General features: G+C 59.3%; 15 protein-coding genes. All 15 read left to right on the forward strand.

The window, feature by feature from the left end; translation table 11 throughout:
• The first annotated feature begins 186 nt into the window (after window positions 1–186).
• The 15 genes from ADB08_RS01610 (at window position 187) to ftsZ (ending at window position 19,740) form a co-directional block, all read left to right on the forward strand.
• On the forward strand, window positions 187–675 hold the full coding sequence (locus ADB08_RS01610) for an SAV_6107 family HEPN domain-containing protein (protein ID WP_049170259.1): 489 nt from the start codon (window positions 187–189) through the stop codon (window positions 673–675).
• A 230-nt stretch (window positions 676–905) separates the two neighbouring features.
• Window positions 906–1,349, forward strand: coding sequence for a DUF3040 domain-containing protein (locus tag ADB08_RS01615; protein WP_016423008.1), 444 nt, complete (start codon window positions 906–908; stop codon window positions 1,347–1,349).
• A 708-nt stretch (window positions 1,350–2,057) separates the two neighbouring features.
• Window positions 2,058–2,489 (forward strand): division/cell wall cluster transcriptional repressor MraZ, encoded by a 432-nt coding sequence (mraZ, locus tag ADB08_RS01620; RefSeq protein WP_005510286.1) that lies wholly within the window; start codon window positions 2,058–2,060, stop codon window positions 2,487–2,489.
• A 261-nt stretch (window positions 2,490–2,750) separates the two neighbouring features.
• Entirely contained in the window at window positions 2,751–3,791 is a 1,041-nt protein-coding gene (gene rsmH / locus ADB08_RS01625) for a 16S rRNA (cytosine(1402)-N(4))-methyltransferase RsmH (RefSeq protein ID WP_049170260.1), read from the forward strand.
• A 64-nt stretch (window positions 3,792–3,855) separates the two neighbouring features.
• On the forward strand, window positions 3,856–4,680 hold the full coding sequence (locus ADB08_RS11555; RefSeq protein ID WP_049170261.1) for a hypothetical protein: 825 nt from the start codon (window positions 3,856–3,858) through the stop codon (window positions 4,678–4,680).
• 341 nt (window positions 4,681–5,021) lie between these two features.
• Window positions 5,022–6,932: a peptidoglycan D,D-transpeptidase FtsI family protein gene (locus ADB08_RS01635; protein WP_048731186.1), complete on the forward strand. Its 1,911-nt coding sequence runs from the start codon at window positions 5,022–5,024 to the stop codon at window positions 6,930–6,932.
• Between the two features lie 138 nt (window positions 6,933–7,070).
• Window positions 7,071–8,645: a UDP-N-acetylmuramoyl-L-alanyl-D-glutamate--2,6-diaminopimelate ligase gene (locus tag ADB08_RS01640; protein ID WP_016423004.1), complete on the forward strand. Its 1,575-nt coding sequence runs from the start codon at window positions 7,071–7,073 to the stop codon at window positions 8,643–8,645.
• 132 nt (window positions 8,646–8,777) lie between these two features.
• Window positions 8,778–10,304, forward strand: coding sequence for a UDP-N-acetylmuramoyl-tripeptide--D-alanyl-D-alanine ligase (locus tag ADB08_RS01645; protein WP_049170262.1), 1,527 nt, complete (start codon window positions 8,778–8,780; stop codon window positions 10,302–10,304).
• Entirely contained in the window at window positions 10,305–11,411 is a 1,107-nt protein-coding gene (mraY, locus tag ADB08_RS01650; protein ID WP_016423002.1) for a phospho-N-acetylmuramoyl-pentapeptide-transferase, read from the forward strand.
• A complete protein-coding gene (gene murD / locus ADB08_RS01655; RefSeq protein WP_049170263.1) occupies window positions 11,408–12,886 on the forward strand; it encodes a UDP-N-acetylmuramoyl-L-alanine--D-glutamate ligase in 1,479 nt (492 codons plus the stop codon). The genes mraY and murD overlap by 4 nt, the downstream gene beginning before the upstream one ends.
• Window positions 12,879–14,687: a putative lipid II flippase FtsW gene (gene ftsW, locus ADB08_RS01660; protein ID WP_049170264.1), complete on the forward strand. Its 1,809-nt coding sequence runs from the start codon at window positions 12,879–12,881 to the stop codon at window positions 14,685–14,687. The genes murD and ftsW overlap by 8 nt, the downstream gene beginning before the upstream one ends.
• A gap of 4 nt (window positions 14,688–14,691) precedes the next feature.
• Window positions 14,692–15,864 carry an undecaprenyldiphospho-muramoylpentapeptide beta-N-acetylglucosaminyltransferase gene (gene murG, locus ADB08_RS01665; protein WP_016422999.1) on the forward strand — a complete coding sequence of 391 codons (1,173 nt, stop codon included), beginning with the start codon at window positions 14,692–14,694 and terminating at the stop codon, window positions 15,862–15,864.
• Between the two features lie 13 nt (window positions 15,865–15,877).
• A complete protein-coding gene (gene murC, locus ADB08_RS01670; RefSeq protein WP_049170265.1) occupies window positions 15,878–17,371 on the forward strand; it encodes a UDP-N-acetylmuramate--L-alanine ligase in 1,494 nt (497 codons plus the stop codon).
• Between the two features lie 4 nt (window positions 17,372–17,375).
• Window positions 17,376–18,152 (forward strand): cell division protein FtsQ/DivIB, encoded by a 777-nt coding sequence (locus ADB08_RS01675; RefSeq protein ID WP_049170266.1) that lies wholly within the window; start codon window positions 17,376–17,378, stop codon window positions 18,150–18,152.
• 268 nt (window positions 18,153–18,420) lie between these two features.
• Window positions 18,421–19,740, forward strand: coding sequence for a cell division protein FtsZ (gene ftsZ / locus ADB08_RS01680; RefSeq protein WP_049170267.1), 1,320 nt, complete (start codon window positions 18,421–18,423; stop codon window positions 19,738–19,740).
• Window position 19,741 lies beyond the last annotated feature (1 nt).

The following is a 19,741-nucleotide window of genomic DNA, read 5'->3' on the forward strand; positions in this document are numbered from 1 at the left end:
CAGTGACCAGATTAGCGACTTAGACGAACTTAGTTGTGAGATTACTGCAATAACATCGAGTCGAACAGTTGTGCGAAAGTATGCCTGGCGTAGTCCGGGGTTGGGGATAGATTGCAGTCAATCCCGCTAAGGGGAAGCGGAAAATCCGTGCTCATGTGAATGCTGTGTGAAAGGAGAAGCAGGGTGGTGGCAAGGTCGAACGTGGTGGAGTTTAGGGCGATTTCGCAGTCGGGTTTGGTCGCCCCGGTCGGTGTCTCAAGGCAATCGCTGGAGCTGCTGGGGCGGGCAGAGGCTCTGCTAGCGAATGCTTGGAATGCCAGCTCTGATGAGATGTTGGAGCTTTCCTACTGTGCGGCGCTGCGTTGCGCAGGCGCGCTGTTGAATCGCGACGATGTGTCGGTGGCTGGGGGTTCTGGCTCGGGCGCTCGTTCGGGCTCGGTAGTTAAGCGTCGTCGTTCGGCAACACAGAGTGCCTGGTTGCGTTTAAAGAAAGAGCAGCCCGAATTTGATAGCTGGGTCACCAAGTTTGAGCAGTTCACCGCGCTGCGTGAGGAAGTCCGGTTGGGTATTTCGCGTCGCATTGACTCTCGGCGGGCGCAGGAGTTGTGGGATTTAAGTTGTGCATTCTTGGGGGCTGTCCGGGCTGAGCTGGGTGTTCTGTCCGCGGCTGCGTAAGCCGGTGGGGGCGTGTTAGAGCGTTGCTTTCCTAAATAAATGGGGGATTGTTCGGATTCATGGAACAATAGAGGTGAGTCGCCCGTTGAAGGGGTAAGAATGAAGCTAACGGACGCCGCGTTAGCAGCACGTGGCCTGTAATTAACTTTGTTGTATCGGCATTGTTAGTTGAGGGGTCAAGGCTCGCCAGTATCGCGGTGGGCAATGCTCAAGTAGGCGATGGAGGAATTGTGGGACTATCTGAGCACGAACAGCGGATGCTCGACGAAATCGAGTCTGCACTCTACGCTGAGGATCCTAAATTTAGTTCGACGATGGCCGGAAATGCGTTCAGCTTTCCGGAGGAAAACAGCGCACCTCGTGGGTTTTCCATCCAGGTTTTTGCGCTCATGCTCCTCGGTCTGCTGATGTTGATTGGCGGCGTCGCTCTTTTCTCTGTGAGCAATTGGTTCATTGTGTTATCGGTTGCCGGCTTTGGCCTTATGTTCGGTTCCGGCGTTTGGGCTCTGACCGGCGCCGGTAAGCAGGAGAAGGCTAGTTCTGCTTCGGGGCTGAGCTTTGGAAAGTCTAAGTCCGGGGCGGCAAAGAGTCGTCGAGGGACCTCGGGTAGCCGTGGCTCCTCTGGTGATTCCACGTTGGAATCGCGTTTCCGTGGCCGCTTCGAGGGGCGTTAGGGGATAAGCCTCAAGAATTAACAAGTGAGGGCAAGCCAGCGATGGCTTGCCCTCACTTTTTTGTTTTTCTAGACGTGAATCGTCTCCACAAGATCTCACCCACTTTGCCCCACCCCGAGTCCCCACTTTCCTCCACTTAGCTATTGGGGTGAGGGAATTCTTATCTTCGGTCGTTGCTGGTATTTCCGAATGTTTGGCTCTGGCGACACAAAATTGCAGGTCAACGCGCTAATTCTGGCGATCAGGTTCAATCTGGATAGTTTCTAGCAGGTAGGTGGTGGGTAGTGGGGCGTAAACTGCTTTCTGTTAACAATGTGGTTGGTGTGGCGTCGTTGTCGGCGTGGTCGCGGGTGGGTGCCCCACTTTTTATTCGCACTTTAATTGTCGAGAGGATTCTTTAAAATCCCAGGTCAATTGGGTTAAAATGGATGTCCTGGCGGTGGGGTTGCGCTGATGCTGTGACTATTTTTCTCCTTCTTGTGTTGATAGTGGCAGATAGTGGGGTAAAGTGGGGCGTGATGTTGATTGAGGTTGGTCAACATTGCAGAAGTGAATATCCGATTTGCGCTTAAGGTTTGGCGAGATTTTGGCACTGCGGTAAAGCGCAGCCCTCTGGCTCTGCTTGAAGGCAACGCCTAAATCCCTGAATTCGGTAAGCGTTTGTGCGTTGACATTGAGGTTGACACGGGGATAGGAGGCCAGTGACGCATGTTTCTGGGCACCTATACGCCGAAGCTTGATGACAAAGGGCGCCTGACGTTGCCGGCGAAGTTCCGCGAGGATCTCGCAGGTGGCCTGATGGTCACTAAGGGACAGGATCATTCTCTGGCGGTGTATCCGAAAGAGGAGTTCGTCAAATTAGCTCAGCGGGCTACTAAGGCCTCTCGTACGAATGCCAAGGCGCGAGCTTTCATCCGAAATCTTGCGGCGAGCACCGATGAGCAGCGGCCCGATGGTTCGGGGCGAATCACGTTATCGATGGATCACCGTCGGTACGCGAATCTCTCCAAGGAGTGCGTGGTTATCGGCTCTATTGACTTTCTGGAGATCTGGGACAAAGAGTCCTGGGAGGCCTACCAGGCGGAGCATGAAGCTGATTTCTCCGAAGGTGAGGATGACTCGCTGTTCGGCGTTTTATAAACCGCATGGAATAACCGAAAAGAGGGAATGTCCGCATGGACTCTGCCTGATAGCCCCTGGTGTACTTCCCCGATACCAGGTTCTGTCAGGCGGGGCCCTGTGAACATCCCCGCTTTTTGTTTTAAGCACCGATAGCAGCATTCCCAGTAGTGCTCATGAGGTGCGGTCTGGTTGCTGGCGCGGCACTCGTCGTTAAGCAAACCGGGAATACACTCGATAGATTCTCTGACCAGTGCAAACATACCCGGTGAGGAGGGGGAAATGAACGGATCGGCACCTGCGGATGATCGCAAGTCCGGCGAGTTTGGTCATGTCCCCGTTTTGCTTCATCGAGTAACTGATTTGTTGCGCCCGGGCATCGAGGCACTGGGTGACGACGCAGTAGTTGTCGACGGCACTCTTGGTGCCGGTGGGCACACGGAATATCTGCTGGAGCAGTTCCCGAATCTCTGCGTCATTGGACTCGATCGCGATGACAATGCACTGCGAGGGGCAGAAGAGCGTCTCGCGCGCTTCGGTGATCGCTTTGTAGCCTTCCGTGTGCGTTTCGATTCGCTCGCCGAGGTGCTCAGTGGTGAGATTCCTGCAGCCGCTGGTGGAAGTGGCGCGGAGGATATTCTCGCCCGCGCCGCTGAGAAGGGCATTGCAGGTGCGCTTTTCGATCTCGGTGTTTCCTCGATGCAGCTTGACCAGGTCAATCGTGGATTCGCCTACCGAGTCGACGCCCCGCTGGACATGCGCATGGATGCAAGCCAGGGGATTACCGCAGCGGATGTGCTCAATACCTATTCGCACGGTGATATCGCGCGCATCCTATCGACCTACGGCGACGAGCGCTTCGCCGGCAAGATCGCCTCGGCAATCCTGCGTGAGCGGGAGAAGGAACCGTTTACGACCTCCGGCCGTCTGGTTGAGCTGCTCTACGAAACCATTCCGGCGGCATCTCGCCGCAAGGGCGGACACCCGGCCAAGCGTACGTTTCAGGCTCTTCGTATCGAGGTAAATCGTGAGCTTGAAGCTCTGGAAAATGTACTGCCACAGGTCTGCGATGCACTCGCAGTCGATGGGCGTGCAGTGTTCATGAGCTACCAGAGCCTGGAAGACCGCATCGTCAAGAAGGACTTTGCGGAGCGCGTGAAGTCGACAACCCCACCGGGGCTCCCGATGGAGCTTCCGGGGCATGAACCGCACTTTGCTCTCATCACGAGAGGTGCGGAAAAGGCGTCGGCAAGCGAGATCGAAGACAACCCCCGAGCCGCACCGGTGAGAGTTCGCTGTATCGAGCGAATTCGAGCCGATTGACCCAAACCTTTCAACCGCACCAAACGCACCCTTCACAATCTAAGTACTGGGAGAACTTTCGAGCATGGCAACGACAATCACGGAGCACGCCCCCACCCGGCGCACCTCCCGCGGCGCATCTGCAACCGTCGCCGGTGCCAAGACGAAGACTCGTCAGCGCGGCCGCAGCGCCCGCACGAAACAGGATCTTTATCAGCGCAGGCGGTTTGGGCGCACAGGTTCTCAGCAGGTCATCTCGGTGCGTGGGCGTCGCGTTACGACGTCCTCGAGGGATAACCACAAGTTTGCCGGTGCGGCCGTGATGATTATTCTCGTCGTTGCCGGAATCGTGGCGGCGATGTGGCTGTCGGGTATTTCGACCTCGACATCCTTGCAGCTGGATGCTGCGCAGACCAAGGAAAAGGAGCTGCGTAACCAGCTGGAGGTGCTCGAGCGGGATGTTGCTTACATGAAGTCAACCGGTGCTATCGCGCAGCGTGCTGTGGAAGAGGGCATGGTCAATCCGGAGCAGCCTGCCGTTTTGACGACTGATCCGGAAGGCAAGGTCGTGGAAGTGCGACCGGGCGATGAGAAGCAGCAGAAGATTATCGACCTCAACAGTGAGTCGCCGAATGTTCCGCATGCGCCGTCGTCGAACCCGAAGGACACCGAGAATGTTCCGGGGATGCAGGCACCGGCCATTGAGGAAGCGCACCCACGTCCGAACGGGTTGCCGGCAACCGCTCCGTATGCGCCGCAGAACCATGAGCCCGCACCAGCACCTGCGCCGGCTCCGGCACCCGCGCCTGAGGCTGAAGCGCCAGCGCCAGCCCCAGAAGCGCCCGAAGCGCCAGCCGCGGCGCCGGAAGCACCGGAAGCTCCGGCACCCGAGCCAGCTCCAGCACCGTAGGAACTTAGAAAACAAACTGGGCCAAACTGGCCAACTGTCCGATATTCTGGCGGTTCCACTGTTTCTGGTCAGTCGACTGTAGACTAATTAATTCAGTACTCGCGATGGCAGGGAATACCGCCTAACGTTATCGCGCGCGGGAGAATCGACTTAGTAGAAAGCACTAGCGCATGATTCGATCTGAAGACGACTACCCCAACCGTGGAGGGGGGTATGACTTCGGCGAACGTGCTTACCGAATTACATCCCGTGAGCGCAGAGGCCAAAGTCGCGTTCGGGATGGTCAGCGCAGCCGGGGGCTCGATGCTAAAACCAACCGAAGCGTGCCCCCGCGCGAAAAAATGCGCATTAGTAATAAGGACTTCATCCGACGTCGCAACTGGCTGCAGTTTATAGGCGCTATCGCAGTTGTAGTGCTGGTCTCCCGTTTGGCTTGGGTGCAGCTCGTCGCAGGTCCTGACCTGTCGGCGGCGGCGCAGAATCAGCGCACGGTGGAAGTTGTTGATGCAGCTCGGCGCGGTGCGATTCTCGATCGTAACGGAGCTCAGCTTGCCTTCACTATGGAGGCACGCAGTATTACCGTTCACCCGAACACTTTGCGCAAGTGGATTGGGGACGCCCATAAGCAGCGCCCGGATGATGTCGCTACCTACGATGAACGCCTCGAGCAGATCGCCAAGGATTTGCCGAAGCTACTCGACGTGGCCGACATCGACGCGGAGAAGTCGGGAAGCAGTCGCCGTCGTCAAGCGGAACCCGAAACCGAGGAGAACTCGGTGATGAGCGCGCCGTCCCGGGTGAGCTCGAAGGACATTCTGGAGAAGCTGCGCAATGAGGACAGCACCTATGAGGTGCTCGTGCGTAATGTCGACCCGGACAAGGCCGCTGCCATCGTGGAAAAGTATCCGGAACTGGTGGCGGAGCGTCAGGATATTCGCCAGTACCCGAATGGGGCGACGGCGGCTAACGTCATCGGCAAGATTGGCATGGATGGCGTCGGCCAGTTCGGCTTTGAAGCCTCTCGTGATGCCACTTTGCAGGGTATTAACGGTGGCAAGACCATTGATATCGCCTCTAACGGTGTGGCAATCCCGGGATCCACGCGCGATGTCCACGCAGCTGTGGACGGTACGACTTACGAGCTGACCCTGGACCTCGACATGCAGTACTTTGTCCAGCAGCAGGTCAACCAGGCGAAGGCCAACTCGGGAGCGAAGGATGCGTCGGCAGTCGTGCTCGACGCGAAGACCGGCGAAGTGCTTGCAATGGCGCAGGCGGACACGGCTAACCCGAATAAGGATATGGGGGCCGAGCTCGAAGAGGGGCGCACTATCGGAAACTCCGCTGTATCGAACCCATTTGAGCCGGGCTCTGTAGCAAAGATCATTACCGCCGCGGCCGCTATCGAAGATGGCAAGACCACACCGGATGAGGTTCTGCAGGTCCCGGGCACGATTGATATGGCGGGTGTCACCGTGCGCGATGCATGGGAGCACGGCACGGAAGCTTTCACGACGACCGGTGTATTCGGCAAGTCCTCCAATGTCGGCACCCTAATGCTGGCAGAGCGTTTGGGTCAGGACCGCTTCGCTGAGATGCTGCATCTCTTCGGGCTGGGGCAGTCCACGGGTATCGAGTTGCCCAGTGAATCGTCCGGCTTTGTGCCACAGCGTCCGCAGTGGTCCGGCGGTACATTTGCGAACCTGCCCATTGGTCAGGGTATGGCCATGACACTGCTGCAGATGACAGGAGTTTTCCAGGCAATCGCCAACGATGGCGAGCGCATCCCGCCGCGTATGATTCGTTCGACAATTTCCCCGGACGGCACGAAGACGGCAACAGAGCGCCCGGAAACAGTGCGTGTGGTTAGCCCGGAGACCGCCCAAACTGTGCGCGCTATGTTTGAAGGCGTTATGCAGTCTGATCCCACGGGGCAGCAGTCGGGTACCGCGGCCGGCAATAGTATTGAGGGATACTCGCTCACAGGCAAGACAGGTACGGCGCAGAAGTTTGACCCCGACACCGGCGCGTACTCGAATTCCAAGTACCACATCACGTTTGCAGGCATCGCGCCTGCCGACGATCCCCGTTTTGTCATTGGCATTATGCTTGACGAACCCCAGCGTGGTGTCCATGGTGACGGCGGTCAGTCAGCAGCCCCACTGTTTAAGGACATCGCCGCTTGGGCGCTTAACCGCTACAACGTACCGCCGTCGCCACCCCGCGAGGGCAAGTTGTTGCTGCAGCCGTAACGAGGTCACCACCACAATGAAGTTACCGCGACAGCACTAATACACAGACTTTTATTACTTTGGTTTCTGCAAAGTGAATCTCTTGAATTTTTCCAACCTGTTGTACACCAACGACTGACTTGAAAGAGGGAACAGCCAATGACCGCCACCCTTGCGAAATTGTGTAACCTCGCGCATGGCCGACTTGACGGCATTACCGAATCCGCGGCGGCAGGAGCGGATATCGCCGCAATCGAACTCAACGCTGCCGAAGTGCCTGAAGGCGGAATGTTTGCTGCCGTCCCAGGTACTCGCACGCATGGTGCGCGCTACGCGCAGCAGTCGGCTGCTACAGCGATCCTGACTGATGAGGAAGGTCTGAAAATCCTGCGGGAAGCAGGGGAGACTCGCCCAGTCCTGGTTGTCGACGATGTCCGGGCCGTCATGGGGCACGTTGCTGCAGAAATCTACGATCATCCCTCGGATTCACTGACCATCATTGGGGTTACCGGCACCTCTGGCAAGACCACCACGACCTACATGCTGGAGGGCGCGCTGCTGGCAGCTGGATGCTCGACAGGCATCATTGGTACTACCGGCACGCGCATCAATGGCCGTGCCGTTCCGTCGAGCCTGACTACCCCAGAGGCTCCAGCCCTCCAGCGCCTGTTCCACCAGATGCTCTCCGAGGGTGTGACGCACGTTGTCATGGAGGTTTCTTCCCACGCACTGTCGTTGGGACGTGTAGACGGAGTCAGTTTCGACGTCGGCTGTTTCCTCAACCTCTCGCAGGATCACCTGGACTTCCACAAGACCTTGGAAGAGTATTTCCAAGCCAAGGCCAAGCTCTTTGATCCTGAAGGTCCGACACATGCACCGAAGGCTGTCGTGTGCATCGACGACGACTGGGGTGTCCGCATGGCAGATATCGCTGCCGGCGACCCGGATGTCCAAGTCACCACTGTCCATACTCAGCATCGCGTAACCGACAAGACGCCAGCTGCCGAGGTCTTTGCAGAATGGCACGCCGCTGCAGCCACTGTCGCCACTAACGGTGTCCAGCATGTGGAGCTAACGCGAAACAACACTGACACAGTTGAGGTGGAAGTTCCTCTGCCGGGTGCTTTCAACGTTGCCAATGCCGCAGTCGCATGGGCTGTGCTCGATGCGATTGGGCATGCCAATGACGCGGCCAAGAGCGGTCTGGCACAGGTGCGTGTGCCAGGCCGCATGGAGCGCATCGATCGCGGACAGGACTTCCTGGCTGTGGTGGACTATGCCCACAAGCCAGCCGCAGTAGCTGAAGTGTTGGCCACCTTGCGTGCACAGACCGAAGGTCGCGTGCTGGTTGTCGTCGGCGCCGGTGGCGACCGCGATAGTGCCAAGCGTCCAATTATGGGAGCTGAGGCTGCATGCGGTGCCGATGTCGTCATCATCACCGATGACAATCCACGCTCCGAGGTGCCCTCTGAAATCCGTGCGGCCGTGGTCGCCGGTGCGAAGGAAGCGGTTGCCAGCAGCAAGGCCAGTTCTGACACGGTTGTTGAGGAAATCGGCGATCGCGGCCAGGCAATTCGCCGTGTCGTCGAACTTGCCCACAGCGGCGACAGCATCGTGGTGGCAGGCAAGGGACACGAAACCGGCCAGGATATCGGTGGCGTGATTCACCCGTTCGATGACCGTGAGCAGCTGGCCGAAGCACTCACACAGCGACTGGAGGGATCCGCTGATTGAGATTGCTGAAATCGCTGAGGAAGCGCACCACCTGACATGCCTACCGCGAACCATTCGCGGTAAGCGAATAGAATCAAGAAATCATCCTTTACTAGGCGCCTGGAACTCTAACCAACAAGGACTATAGACATCATGATTGCCCTGACCGCCGCGGAAATCGCTCACATCGTGGGAGGTGAACTCGCCCACGTCAATGATGACGCCACAGTGACTCAGCCCGCAGAATTCGATTCCCGAAAGATTCGCGAAGGCTCGCTCTTCCTCGCCCTACCGGGCGCGCGTGTCGACGGCCACGACTTCATCGATCAGGCTGTGGCAGCTGGAGCGACGATGGCACTGGCGGCACGAGATGTTGGGCAACCTGCGGTCGTCGTCAAGCCCCTTGGTAAGCAGGACTCCAATGCCGACGCATTTGCACACGATCCGGATGGTTCCGGGGCGGCGGTGCTGGAAGCGCTTGGTAAGTTGGCGCGTTACGTCGTCGACGAGCTGAAGAAGGATCAGCTGCATGTCGTCGGTGTGACGGGTTCGGCGGGAAAGACGTCGACGAAGGACATGATGGCGACGCTGCTGCGTACCGACGGTCCGACGGTGGCGCCGAAGGGGTCGTTTAACAACGAAATTGGACATCCGTACACGGTGCTGCAGTGCACTTCGGAGACGAAGTACCTGGTTGCGGAGATGAGCGCACGCGGAATTGGGCATGTGGCCCACCTGGCGCGCATTGCGCCACCGACTATTGGTGCGGTGCTCAATGTTGGCACGGCGCACCTTGGTGAGTTTGGCTCGCGCGAGGCAATCGCGCAGGCTAAGGGCGAGCTCGTGGAAGCGCTGCCGGCTGCGGAGCAGGGCGGTGTGGCCGTACTTAATGCCGACGATGACTACGTCACTGGCATGGCTCCGCGTACCCAGGCGAAGGTGGTGTTCTTCTCTGCAGATGAGAACTCCGAACGCCACGCAACCGCGGATTACCGCGCCACGAATGTGCAGCTCGACGATTTTGCTCGTGCATCTTTTGACCTGCATGTACCGGACGGGCGTACATTCCCGATCCAACTGCAGGTCTATGGTGCGCACCAAGTGGCCAATGCCCTGGCGGCGATTGCGGTGGCAGTGGAATCCGGTATTGATGCTGAGCAGGTCGCAAAGGCGATGGCCGCGCATGTGGCAGCGTCAGAGCGGCGCATGGATGTCCAGCAGCTCACTGGCAACATCGTCGTTATTAACGATTCCTACAATGCCAACCCTGATTCGATGCGTGCGGGGATTGATGCTCTGGCACGTACAGCAGCTGGCCCAACGCACCAGGACGCCTCATCGTGGGCCGTGCTGGGACAGATGGGTGAGCTTGGTGATTCCGCTGAAGATGAGCACTCGTCGCTTGGCGAGTACCTTGTGGGCCGCGGCATCGATCGACTAATTGCAGTCGGAGAGAGTTCTAATGTGCATGCCCTGGCCGACAAAGCGGAAGAGTTGGGGTTAAATACTTCTAGGGTGCCGGATACATCCACTGCCGCGGATTTGGTGGCGGCCGAGGTGCGTCCGGACGATGTGGTGTTAGTCAAGGCCTCCTATGCGGACGGTATGTGGCGGGTCGCGGACTCGCTGGCTGCCAAGGTTGGGACTACGCCCGAAGGTGAAAGCGGAGAGGAAAAGTAAGTGATTCAACTTATTCTCAGTGGTGCGATTGCATTTCTGGTGAGTGTCTTTTTAACACCAGTGCTTATTCGCAAATTCTCTGCTGAAGGTCTTGGCCAGGAGATCCGTGAAGAAGGGCCGAAGAGCCACCTGCGCAAGCGGGGAACTCCGACTATGGGCGGCATCGCCATCATCGCCGCAATCGTCGCTGGTTATTTCCTCTCACACCTCGTTACGTATATCCAGACTGGCGTGGGGCCGTCCGCCTCCGGTCTGTTGGTGATGTTCCTGGTTCTGGCGATGGGCGCATTGGGTTTTGCCGATGACTTCATCAAACTCTACAAAGGACGCAACCTGGGGCTGAACAAGACCGCGAAGCTGGTTGGGCAGCTGGCGGCAGCGCTGATTTTCGGCGTGCTGCTGCTGCAGTTCCCGGATGCGTCTGGCTTGACTCCCGGTTCGACGAGCTTGTCGCTGATTCGAGATATTCCGTTCCTGAATCTGGCACCGGGGCCTGTGTGGTTCGGCATGATTGTCTTCCTGGTATTTGTCTTCATCGTCATTGCCGCATGGACGAATGCCGTCAATCTCACTGATGGCCTTGACGGCCTGGCCGCTGGCGCCACCGCGCTGCTACTGGCCACCTACACGCTGATTTCCTTCTGGCAGTTCCGTAACTCTTGCGAGGCTTCGCTGGGCAGCGGTTGCTACAACGTCCGCGATCCGCTGGATATCGCCGTTATTTCCGTCGCGGGTCTGGGCGCCTGTTTGGGCTTCCTGTGGTGGAATGCAGCGCCGGCAAAGATCTTCATGGGAGATACCGGTTCGCTGGCTCTTGGCGGTTTGGTAGCGGGTCTGTCATTTGTCACCAAGACTGAGCTGCTGATGGTTATCATTGGCTTCATCTTCGTGATGGAAGTTGCTTCCGTGGCAATCCAGATCGCGGTTTTCCAGACGACTGGCAAGCGCGTATTCCGCATGGCTCCTCTCCATCACCACTTCGAAAACGGAGGTTGGGCGGAGACAACTGTTGTCGTTCGCTTCTGGCTACTCGCAGGCATTTTCAACATGATTGGCGCAGCCATCTTCTACAGTGACTGGCTCTCTCAGGTAGGCGTATTTCAATGATTAACTCACCAGACCCGACCAACCTCACCGATATCCGAAATCTCGACTTAGTCGCTACGGTGCGCTCTGGTCGAGTTCTGGTGGCAGGAGCCGGAGTTTCCGGTCGCGGTGCCATTGCGATGCTCAAGGACATCGGCTGTCCGGAAGTTGTCGTCGTGGACGATTCCGCTCTCGGCGCACTGGTTGCCGCTGACTTTTCGGTTCGGCATGTCACGACCGCAGACGCTCGCGACGAGCTTGCCGACGCGGTTGCGATCGTGACCTCCCCGGGGTGGCGTCCGACCAGTCCGCTGTTCGACGCCGCCGCTGAGGCCGGTGTCCCGGTATTCGGTGATGTGGCGCTGGCTTTCGCCGGCGACTGTGCCCAGCTGTGGGGTCCGAAACGGACCTGGCTGGTAGTCACCGGCACTAACGGCAAGACCACAACCACCTCCATGCTGGCCGCCATGCTCGGGGAGCAGGGCGCAGCTGTGGGCAACATTGGTGTGGCCCTGTACGACGCACTGACTGCTGAGCCTCGTATCGAGGTGTTGGCCGCAGAGCTGTCCAGCTTCCAGCTGCACTGGGCTCCAAACATTCGCCCAGATGCGGGAGTACTGCTGAACCTGGCGGAAGACCACATCGACTGGCACGGTTCTTACGAAAACTACGGTCTGGACAAGACCCGTGCGCTGCGCGGTACTGTCGCAATCTACGGTGCGGATGACGCAGATGTCGTCGAGCACGTGGAAAAGATGCTGAAAAACGACGAGCTCGGCAACTCCGTCGTGGGCTTTACCGATGGTCCCCCGGAGGCACACCAGGTCGGAGTTCGCGACGGCATGATTGTCGACCGTGCTTTTGGCGGCGGCGATGCCGCAGCTGACGACTCTGGTCCGGGCATTGTCATCGCACCGGTAGCGGGAATTTCTCCTCCCGGCCGGGCAGGTGTTCTCGACGCGGTGGCCGCCACTGCGATGGCGCGCAGTATCGGTACCTCACCGGAGCAAATTGCAGCGGCATTGGAGACTTTCGAAGTTCGGGCACACCGCGGTCAGATTGTCCATAAGGCAAATGATGTCGTGTGGATTGATGACTCCAAGGCCACCAACCCCCACGCTGCCGACGCTGCACTGTCCGGTCATGAGCGTGTCGTTTGGATCGTCGGTGGTCAGCTCAAGGGCGCGGAAATCTCGCCGCTAGTGGCGAAGCATGCTCACCGCCTGCAGGCCGCCGTGGTTCTGGGCGTCGATAGGCAACTAGTCAGCGATGCGCTCTCCCGCATCGCACCTGCTGTGCCGGTCGTTGTCATTGATGACACCGACAAGGTCGATGCCATGGCGAAGGTCTGTATGGCAGCTAGTGAATATGCCAACCCTGGGGATGTGGTGCTGTTGGCACCAGCTGCCGCCAGCTTGGACATGTACTCCGGTATGGCTGAACGTGGCGACTTGTTCGCGCAATGGGCGCAGAAGGTGACGTCAACTGATGGATAACTCCCGCAAGGCTCGTAATTTAAGCGCTAGCGCCGCGACGGCACAAAAGGGGACGAAGGCTACCAGTTCACAGCGGCCTTCGTCGTCAAGCTCTAGTGCTCGAGAACGGCCGGCGTGGGTGGAGCGTTTTAACGACTGGAAGTCGCGTCCGCTGTTCGACTACCACCTGCTGATGATTATCGTCGCGCTGCTGACGTCAATCGGACTGGTGATGGTGCTGTCGGCATCCATGGCCAGCGCGGGTAATGACTCGGGCAGCGTGTGGTCGGTGTTCATCCGTCAGCTGGTCATGGTGGTGGCGGGTCTTATCTCCATGTGGATTGTGCTGCGAATGCGGGTGGAATTGATTCGCTCGCTATCGACAGCAGCGCTGATTTTGTCCTTTGTGCTGCTGGTTTTGGTGATTATCCCTGGTATCGGCATCGGCCTGGAGGAAACCGGTGCGCGTTCGTGGCTGAGTATTGGTGGTATCACCATGCAGCCGTCAGAAATCGCGAAGATCGCGCTGGCACTGTGGGGTTCGAAGCTGCTGGCTGAAAAGGTCCGCACTGCTGTGTCCTATACCGATTTGTTCGGGCTGTTCGGTGCGGTCAGCTTCGTGGTATTGGCACTGGTGATGCTGCAGCGTGACCTCGGCATGGTTGCTTCCATGGCGTTCGTCGTGGTGGCGTTGGCGTGGTTCGCTGGCCTGCCGCGCGTATTCATCACCGGGCTGCTTGCCGCTGCGGCTTTCGCCCTGGTGATTTTTACCGTCACCGCGGGTTTCCGTTCGGCGCGAATCAGGGTCTACTTGGACTCGCTGGTTGGTAACTTCAACGACGTGCAGGGCGATGCCTACCAGTCCTACCAAGGCTTTCTTTCGCTTGCCGACGGCTCTCTCACCGGTGTCGGTCTCGGTCAGTCGAGCGCGAAGTGGGGATACCTACCGGAGGCGAAGAATGACTTCATTTTCGCCATTATCGGTGAGGAGACTGGTTTCCTCGGCGCGCTGATGGTTATTTTGCTCTACGCAGCGCTCGGCTGGGTGGGACTTCGTATCGCCGGTCGTCAGAACGATCCGTTTCTCCGTCTGCTCGCGGGCACGATTACTGCTGCAACCGTGGTGCAGGCTTTCATCAACATCGGCTACGTCGTTGGTGCGTTGCCAGTGACTGGTCTGCAGCTGCCGCTGATTTCCGCCGGTGGTACATCGGCGATGGTGACGTTGTTCTCGATGGGTCTGCTGGCCACATGTGCCCGCCACGAATCGGAGGCAGTCTCTGCAATGCAGACTTCGGGACGTCCGGGGCTGGACAGGTTCCTGGGTATTCCGGAACCAATCCCGTATGACGAATCGCGTCGCCACGCGCCGAAGGTGCGTGCCCATCGCGATCCGCAACGCTTCGGTCCTCCCGTGGTGACCAGTGGAGCGCGTACTCCACGCGGCGAGGGGGCGCAGGTGCGGGAAACCTACAGTGGCCGAGCTGACCGACCCAATCGGCCCGGCCGTAGTGGAGGCAGCCGCAGTGGTCGAGGTGCCGCCCCGCAGCGTGGCTCCCGAACCTCCGGCAGCTCCGGAAACTCGGGCAGCGTTCGTGGCCGCGAAGTGGATTATTCCCCTCGCAGTGACAACGGACGGACGCGGGGATTTACAGCGAGGTCGCCGCGGGCTGGACGGTCACAGGGCTCCTGGTCGTCGTCAAGCTCAGGCCGGGGCAGTAGGATTCGGGGCGAAGGCCGTGGCGGACAGTCGCGTTCGCGCCAGCGCCCGGGCCGAAACAATAGGAACGGCGGTTCAGCACCGCGGAGGAGGAATCGATAACACCATGGCAGACAAGAATCTGGGCGCAGCCGCTGGGGCGAAAGGCGCTTCGGAGTCTGAGCAGTTTCTCAAGGAAGATGGCTCTGCTCCGACCATTGTGGTGGCCGGCGGTGGTACGGCTGGCCATATCGAACCTGCACTGGCAGTAGCGGATGCGATTTTGAAACTGCAGCCGGATGCCCGCGTCATTGCACTCGGTACGAATCGGGGGTTGGAGTCGACCCTCGTACCGGCGCGAGGCTATGACCTGGAGCTGATTCCGCCAGTGCCGGTGCCGCGCAAGCCGACTGCGGATTTGTTCAAGCTGCCTCTCAACGTCGCTCGTGCGGTGCGTGAGACCCGCAAGGTTTTCAAGCGTATTGACGCTGATGCGGTCATCGGCTTTGGTGGCTACGTATCGGCACCGGCCTACATGGCGTGCCGTGCGGGGAAGAAGATTCCGTTCCTGGTTCACGAGGCCAACGCCCGTGCGGGCCTGGCCAATAAGCTCGGTGTCGCACTCGGGGGCGTCGGCTTGGCCGCCGTGACTGGCTCTGGCCTGAAGGCCGAGGTTGTTGGCAATCCCGTGCGTGCCAGTCTCGCGGCGTTGGACCGCGACGCCAAGCGTGCCGAAGCCCGCGAGTTCTTCGGTTTACCGCAGGAGGGTCCGGTGCTCTTTGTCACCGGTGGTTCGCAGGGGGCACGTTCCATCAACGAAGCTGTTACCGGTGCAGCCGCAGAGCTCGCCAACGCCGGTGTATCTGTACTGCATGCCTACGGCAAGAAGAATCACGTCGAGGTCGAGGCTATCCGCGAGGACGCCCCCTATGTCGCTGTGCCGTACATCGACCGGATGGATCTGGCGTACTCCGCCGCCGACCTGATTTTGTGCCGTTCCGGTGCGATGACGGTGGCTGAAGTCTCAGCTGTCGGCTTGCCTGCGGTGTATGTACCGCTGCCACACGGAAATGGGGAACAGGCGCTCAACGCCACCGATGTCATCGATGCTGGTGGCGGTATTCTCATCGCCGACGAGTCGCTGACTGCGGCATCAGTTTCGGATATCGTGATTCCGCTGGTCACGTCCCCAGAAAAGCTTGCCGACGGGCGCCGCGCCCTGGCCAACATTGGACATGGTAACGCTGCGGAGAACATCGCCCGTCGGGTGCTGTCTGCGGCTGTGAACTCTAAGAAGTAAAGCGAGCATAAACATGAACGTTAATTTCGATGACTTTCAGCCGGTAACGGGAGAGCTGCCCGCAAGTGTCCACATGATTGGCATTGGCGGTGCCGGTATGTCCGGTATCGCTCGCATCCTGTTGGCGCGTGGCATTCGTGTTACCGGTTCCGATGTCAAGGAGTCCCGCGCGGTGGTGGGACTGCGTGCGATGGGAGCCACCATCGCCATTGGGCATGACCGTGCGAATCTTGAGCTTGCTGGCGAGGGAGAGCTGCCGGACGCAGTGGTCATTTCCTTCGCAGCTATTCCGAAGACGAATCCGGAGCTGGCCGGTGCACATGAGCTGGACATTCCGGTGCTCAAGCGCTCCGATGTGTTAGCGCTGTTGATGCAGGACTCCAAGGCTCTCCTGATCGCCGGTACTCACGGCAAGACCTCGACTACGTCGATGACCGTCGCCGCTTTGCAGGCAGCTGGTTTGGATCCGTCTTTTGCCGTTGGCGGTCTGATGAGCAAGGCCGGTGTCAATGCTCACCAGGGCAGTGGCGATGTCTTTGTTGCTGAGGCCGATGAGTCGGATGCCTCGTTGTTGACCTACCAGCCGGAAGTGGCCGTAATTACCAACATCGAGCCCGATCACCTTGACTTTTTCGGTGACGACGAGACCTACTACGCCGTCTTTGACGCTTTTGCAGAGCGCATTAAGGATGGCGGTCATCTGGTCATCTGTGCTGAGGATCCGCATGCGGCCGCATTGGGCGAGCGCGCGGTGGAGCGCGGCATTAACGTGCTGGCTTATGGTGGGGAAGAAGCCTTGGCTCAACACCCGACGCTGCCGGTCGGTGCCGTTTTGCACGGCTGGACTCCGGTCGGTGGTGGTGCCCGCGTGGAGGCCACTGTTGGCTCGACATCGGTGAGGTTTGAACTTCATCAGCCCGGCCGTCACATGGCGCTCAACGCGCTGGCTGCAATGGTCGGTGGCGACTGCGTCGGGGCAGATTTGGGGCGTATGGCGCGCGGTCTCGGTGAATTCACCGGTGTTCGTCGCCGCTTTGACTACCACGGCAGTATCGGCGAGGGCCCATTTGTTGGCGCTCGTATCTACGACGACTACGCGCATCACCCGACCGAGGTCTCCGCAGTTCTCGGCGCAGCTCGGGAGTTGGTCACCGAGGCCGGTCGTGGCAAGGTCATCGCTGTGTTCCAGCCTCACTTGTACTCGCGTACTCGCAACTTTGCCGAAGAGTTCGCTGCCGCCCTGTCTCTGGCGGACAAGGCCGTATTGCTCGATGTCTTCGGCGCCCGCGAGGAGCCACTGCCGGGCGTCGACGGCGCGCTCATTGCCAACAAAATGACCATCCCTGTGACGTATGAGCCGCATTTCACCAGCGTCCCGGCTCGCGTTCGCGAAATCGCCGAACCGCACGATGTCATTCTGACCATCGGCGCTGGCTCTGTGACGATGCTTGCCGACGAAATCGTGCGCGAGCTCAGCGGCGACAACGACGAACAGGTGGAGTCGTAGCACTGTGAAAACCAGCCGAAAGCAATCTCAGCAGACCGACGGTGCAGGCCGGGGCACAACAGCGTCGCGGCGTCGGCGTTCAGCGCGCGCCCCGCGACGCGGCTGGCTCATCGGCGGTGGCCTGGTCGCGATTATCGCCATCGTTGCAGCGGTGGTGTGGTTTTCGCCGTGGCTGGTTGTGAAAAACATCGATGTTGAGGGCGTCGTCCACGGGGATAAAGACGCGATTGTCGAGGCCAGTGGTATCTCCGAGAATCAAAAGCTCATTCGCTTGGACACGGATGCCTCAGCGCGCTCCGTGGCGGGGCAGCCGTGGGTCGATAGCGTGACGGTCAGTCGTTCGTGGCCGCAGGGCGTGACTATTTCGGTACGGGAATTCACCCCGGTGGTGTTTGTCCGTGCCACTGACGGAGAGCATCTGTTTTCCGCAAATGGTCAGGAGTTCGTCACGGCAGCCCCGCCGGCGGGTGTCATCGAGGTTGTTGATGCACCTCGCGTGGATGAGCCAACAGACGGCAAAGTTGACCCCGAACCGCGCGTTATCAAGGCGGTTTTGAACGTCGTCAAGGCGTTGCCAGAGCCCGTTGCACACCGTGTGGAGCGGATTAGCGCTCCTTCCGAGGCAGAAATCAAGCTATTTCTGACCGATGGATACGAGGTGTACTTCGGGTCCTCGGATAATGCGGCAGAAAAGGCACGCGCGACGGAGATTGTGCTGAACCGTGGCGAGAAGATTTGGAATGTCTCCAACCCCCGACTACCCGCTGCTAAGGGAGAGTAGAGAATGGTGGTGTCTGGAGTGATTTCTGTGGCTAAACACTATCCCTCAAGTGCAGGTTTAAGGTAGCGACACGCGCTAAAAGGTCGCTGAATTATTTGCAGTTTTCGACCACAATGGGGTCAACAGCTTTTCGGCCATGATGCACTTCTTCCGTGCGGTGTCATGGAGAGCTGTACTGCCCGGCGGTGCCAATGCTGTCGTGCGGCCCATGTGCAACGTGGCTAGATGAAATTATTTAGGACCTATAGGAAAGGGCGAGAAACGCGCAATGACCTCCCCGAATAACTACCTCGCCGTTATCAAAGTCGTCGGTGTCGGCGGCGGTGGCGTCAATGCTGTCAACCGCATGATCGAGGAGGGGCTGAAGGGTGTCGAATTTATCGCAGTCAACACCGACTCGCAGGCCCTGATGTTCTCCGACGCTGATGTCAAGCTCGACATTGGGCGTGAGGCAACTCGTGGTCTGGGAGCTGGCGCTAACCCCGAGGTTGGCCGCACTTCCGCGGAAGACCACAAGGACGAGATTGAAGAGACCCTCAAGGGTGCCGACATGGTCTTCGTTACCGCAGGTGAGGGCGGTGGAACCGGTACCGGTGCAGCTCCGGTTGTCGCGAGCATCGCCAAGAAGTCCGGTGCCCTGACCGTCGGCGTGGTAACCAAGCCGTTCGACTTCGAGGGCAAGCGCCGTGCACGCCAGGCCGCTGAGGGCATTGAAACCCTCAAGGAGGTCTGTGACACCCTTATCACCATTCCGAACCAGCGTCTGCTGCAGATTGGTGAGCAGGATCTGTCCATGATGGACGCGTTCCGCTTCGCCGACGAGATTCTTTACAACGGTGTCCAGGGTATTACTGACCTGATTACCATTCCGGGCATGATTAACGTCGACTTCGCCGACGTCCGCTCGGTAATGGCTGAGGCTGGCTCGGCTCTGATGGGCGTTGGCTCCGCACGCGGCGACGACCGTGTGATGAATGCCGCGACTCAGGCCATTAACTCCCCGCTGCTGGAGTCCACCATGGATGGTGCACAGGGTGTGCTTATTTCCGTCGCCGGTGGCTCCGATCTCGGCCTGATGGAGGTCAACGCCGCCGCGTCCATCGTGGAGGAAAAGGCTGATCCGGATGCCAACATCATCTTCGGTACCATTATCGACGACAACCTCGGTGACGAAGTTCGCGTCACTGTGATTGCTACCGGTTTTGAGCAGGGTAACGGCAACCCGCTGGACAAGCCAGCCGCAGGTGCCGCTGCACGTCCGGCTGCACAGGATGCCGAGGCGCGTCCGGCCGCTGAGCAGGCACCGCGACAGGGCAGCGCACTGCCGGGCGGTGACAACCTCGGCGCTCCGGCCCCGCGTGCGGAGGAAGAGCGCCCGGTCGCACAGCCGCGCGAGCGTGAGGATCGCGACCGCTTTGTCCCGCGCACCAACCCGAACAGCGGTGGTCTGTTCACCGACAACCCGACACCGCGTACGCAGGAAAACCGCACCTACCGTGGTGCTCACCGTTCCGAGGGGCGCGATGACCGCGACGACCGTCGTGGCGGCTACCAGGCTTCCAGCGACCTGCCGGAGTGGGGCTTCTAAG

Source organism: Corynebacterium sp. 239_CJEI (assembly GCF_001055995.1).
GTDB classification, from domain to species: domain Bacteria; phylum Actinomycetota; class Actinomycetes; order Mycobacteriales; family Mycobacteriaceae; genus Corynebacterium; species Corynebacterium jeikeium_D.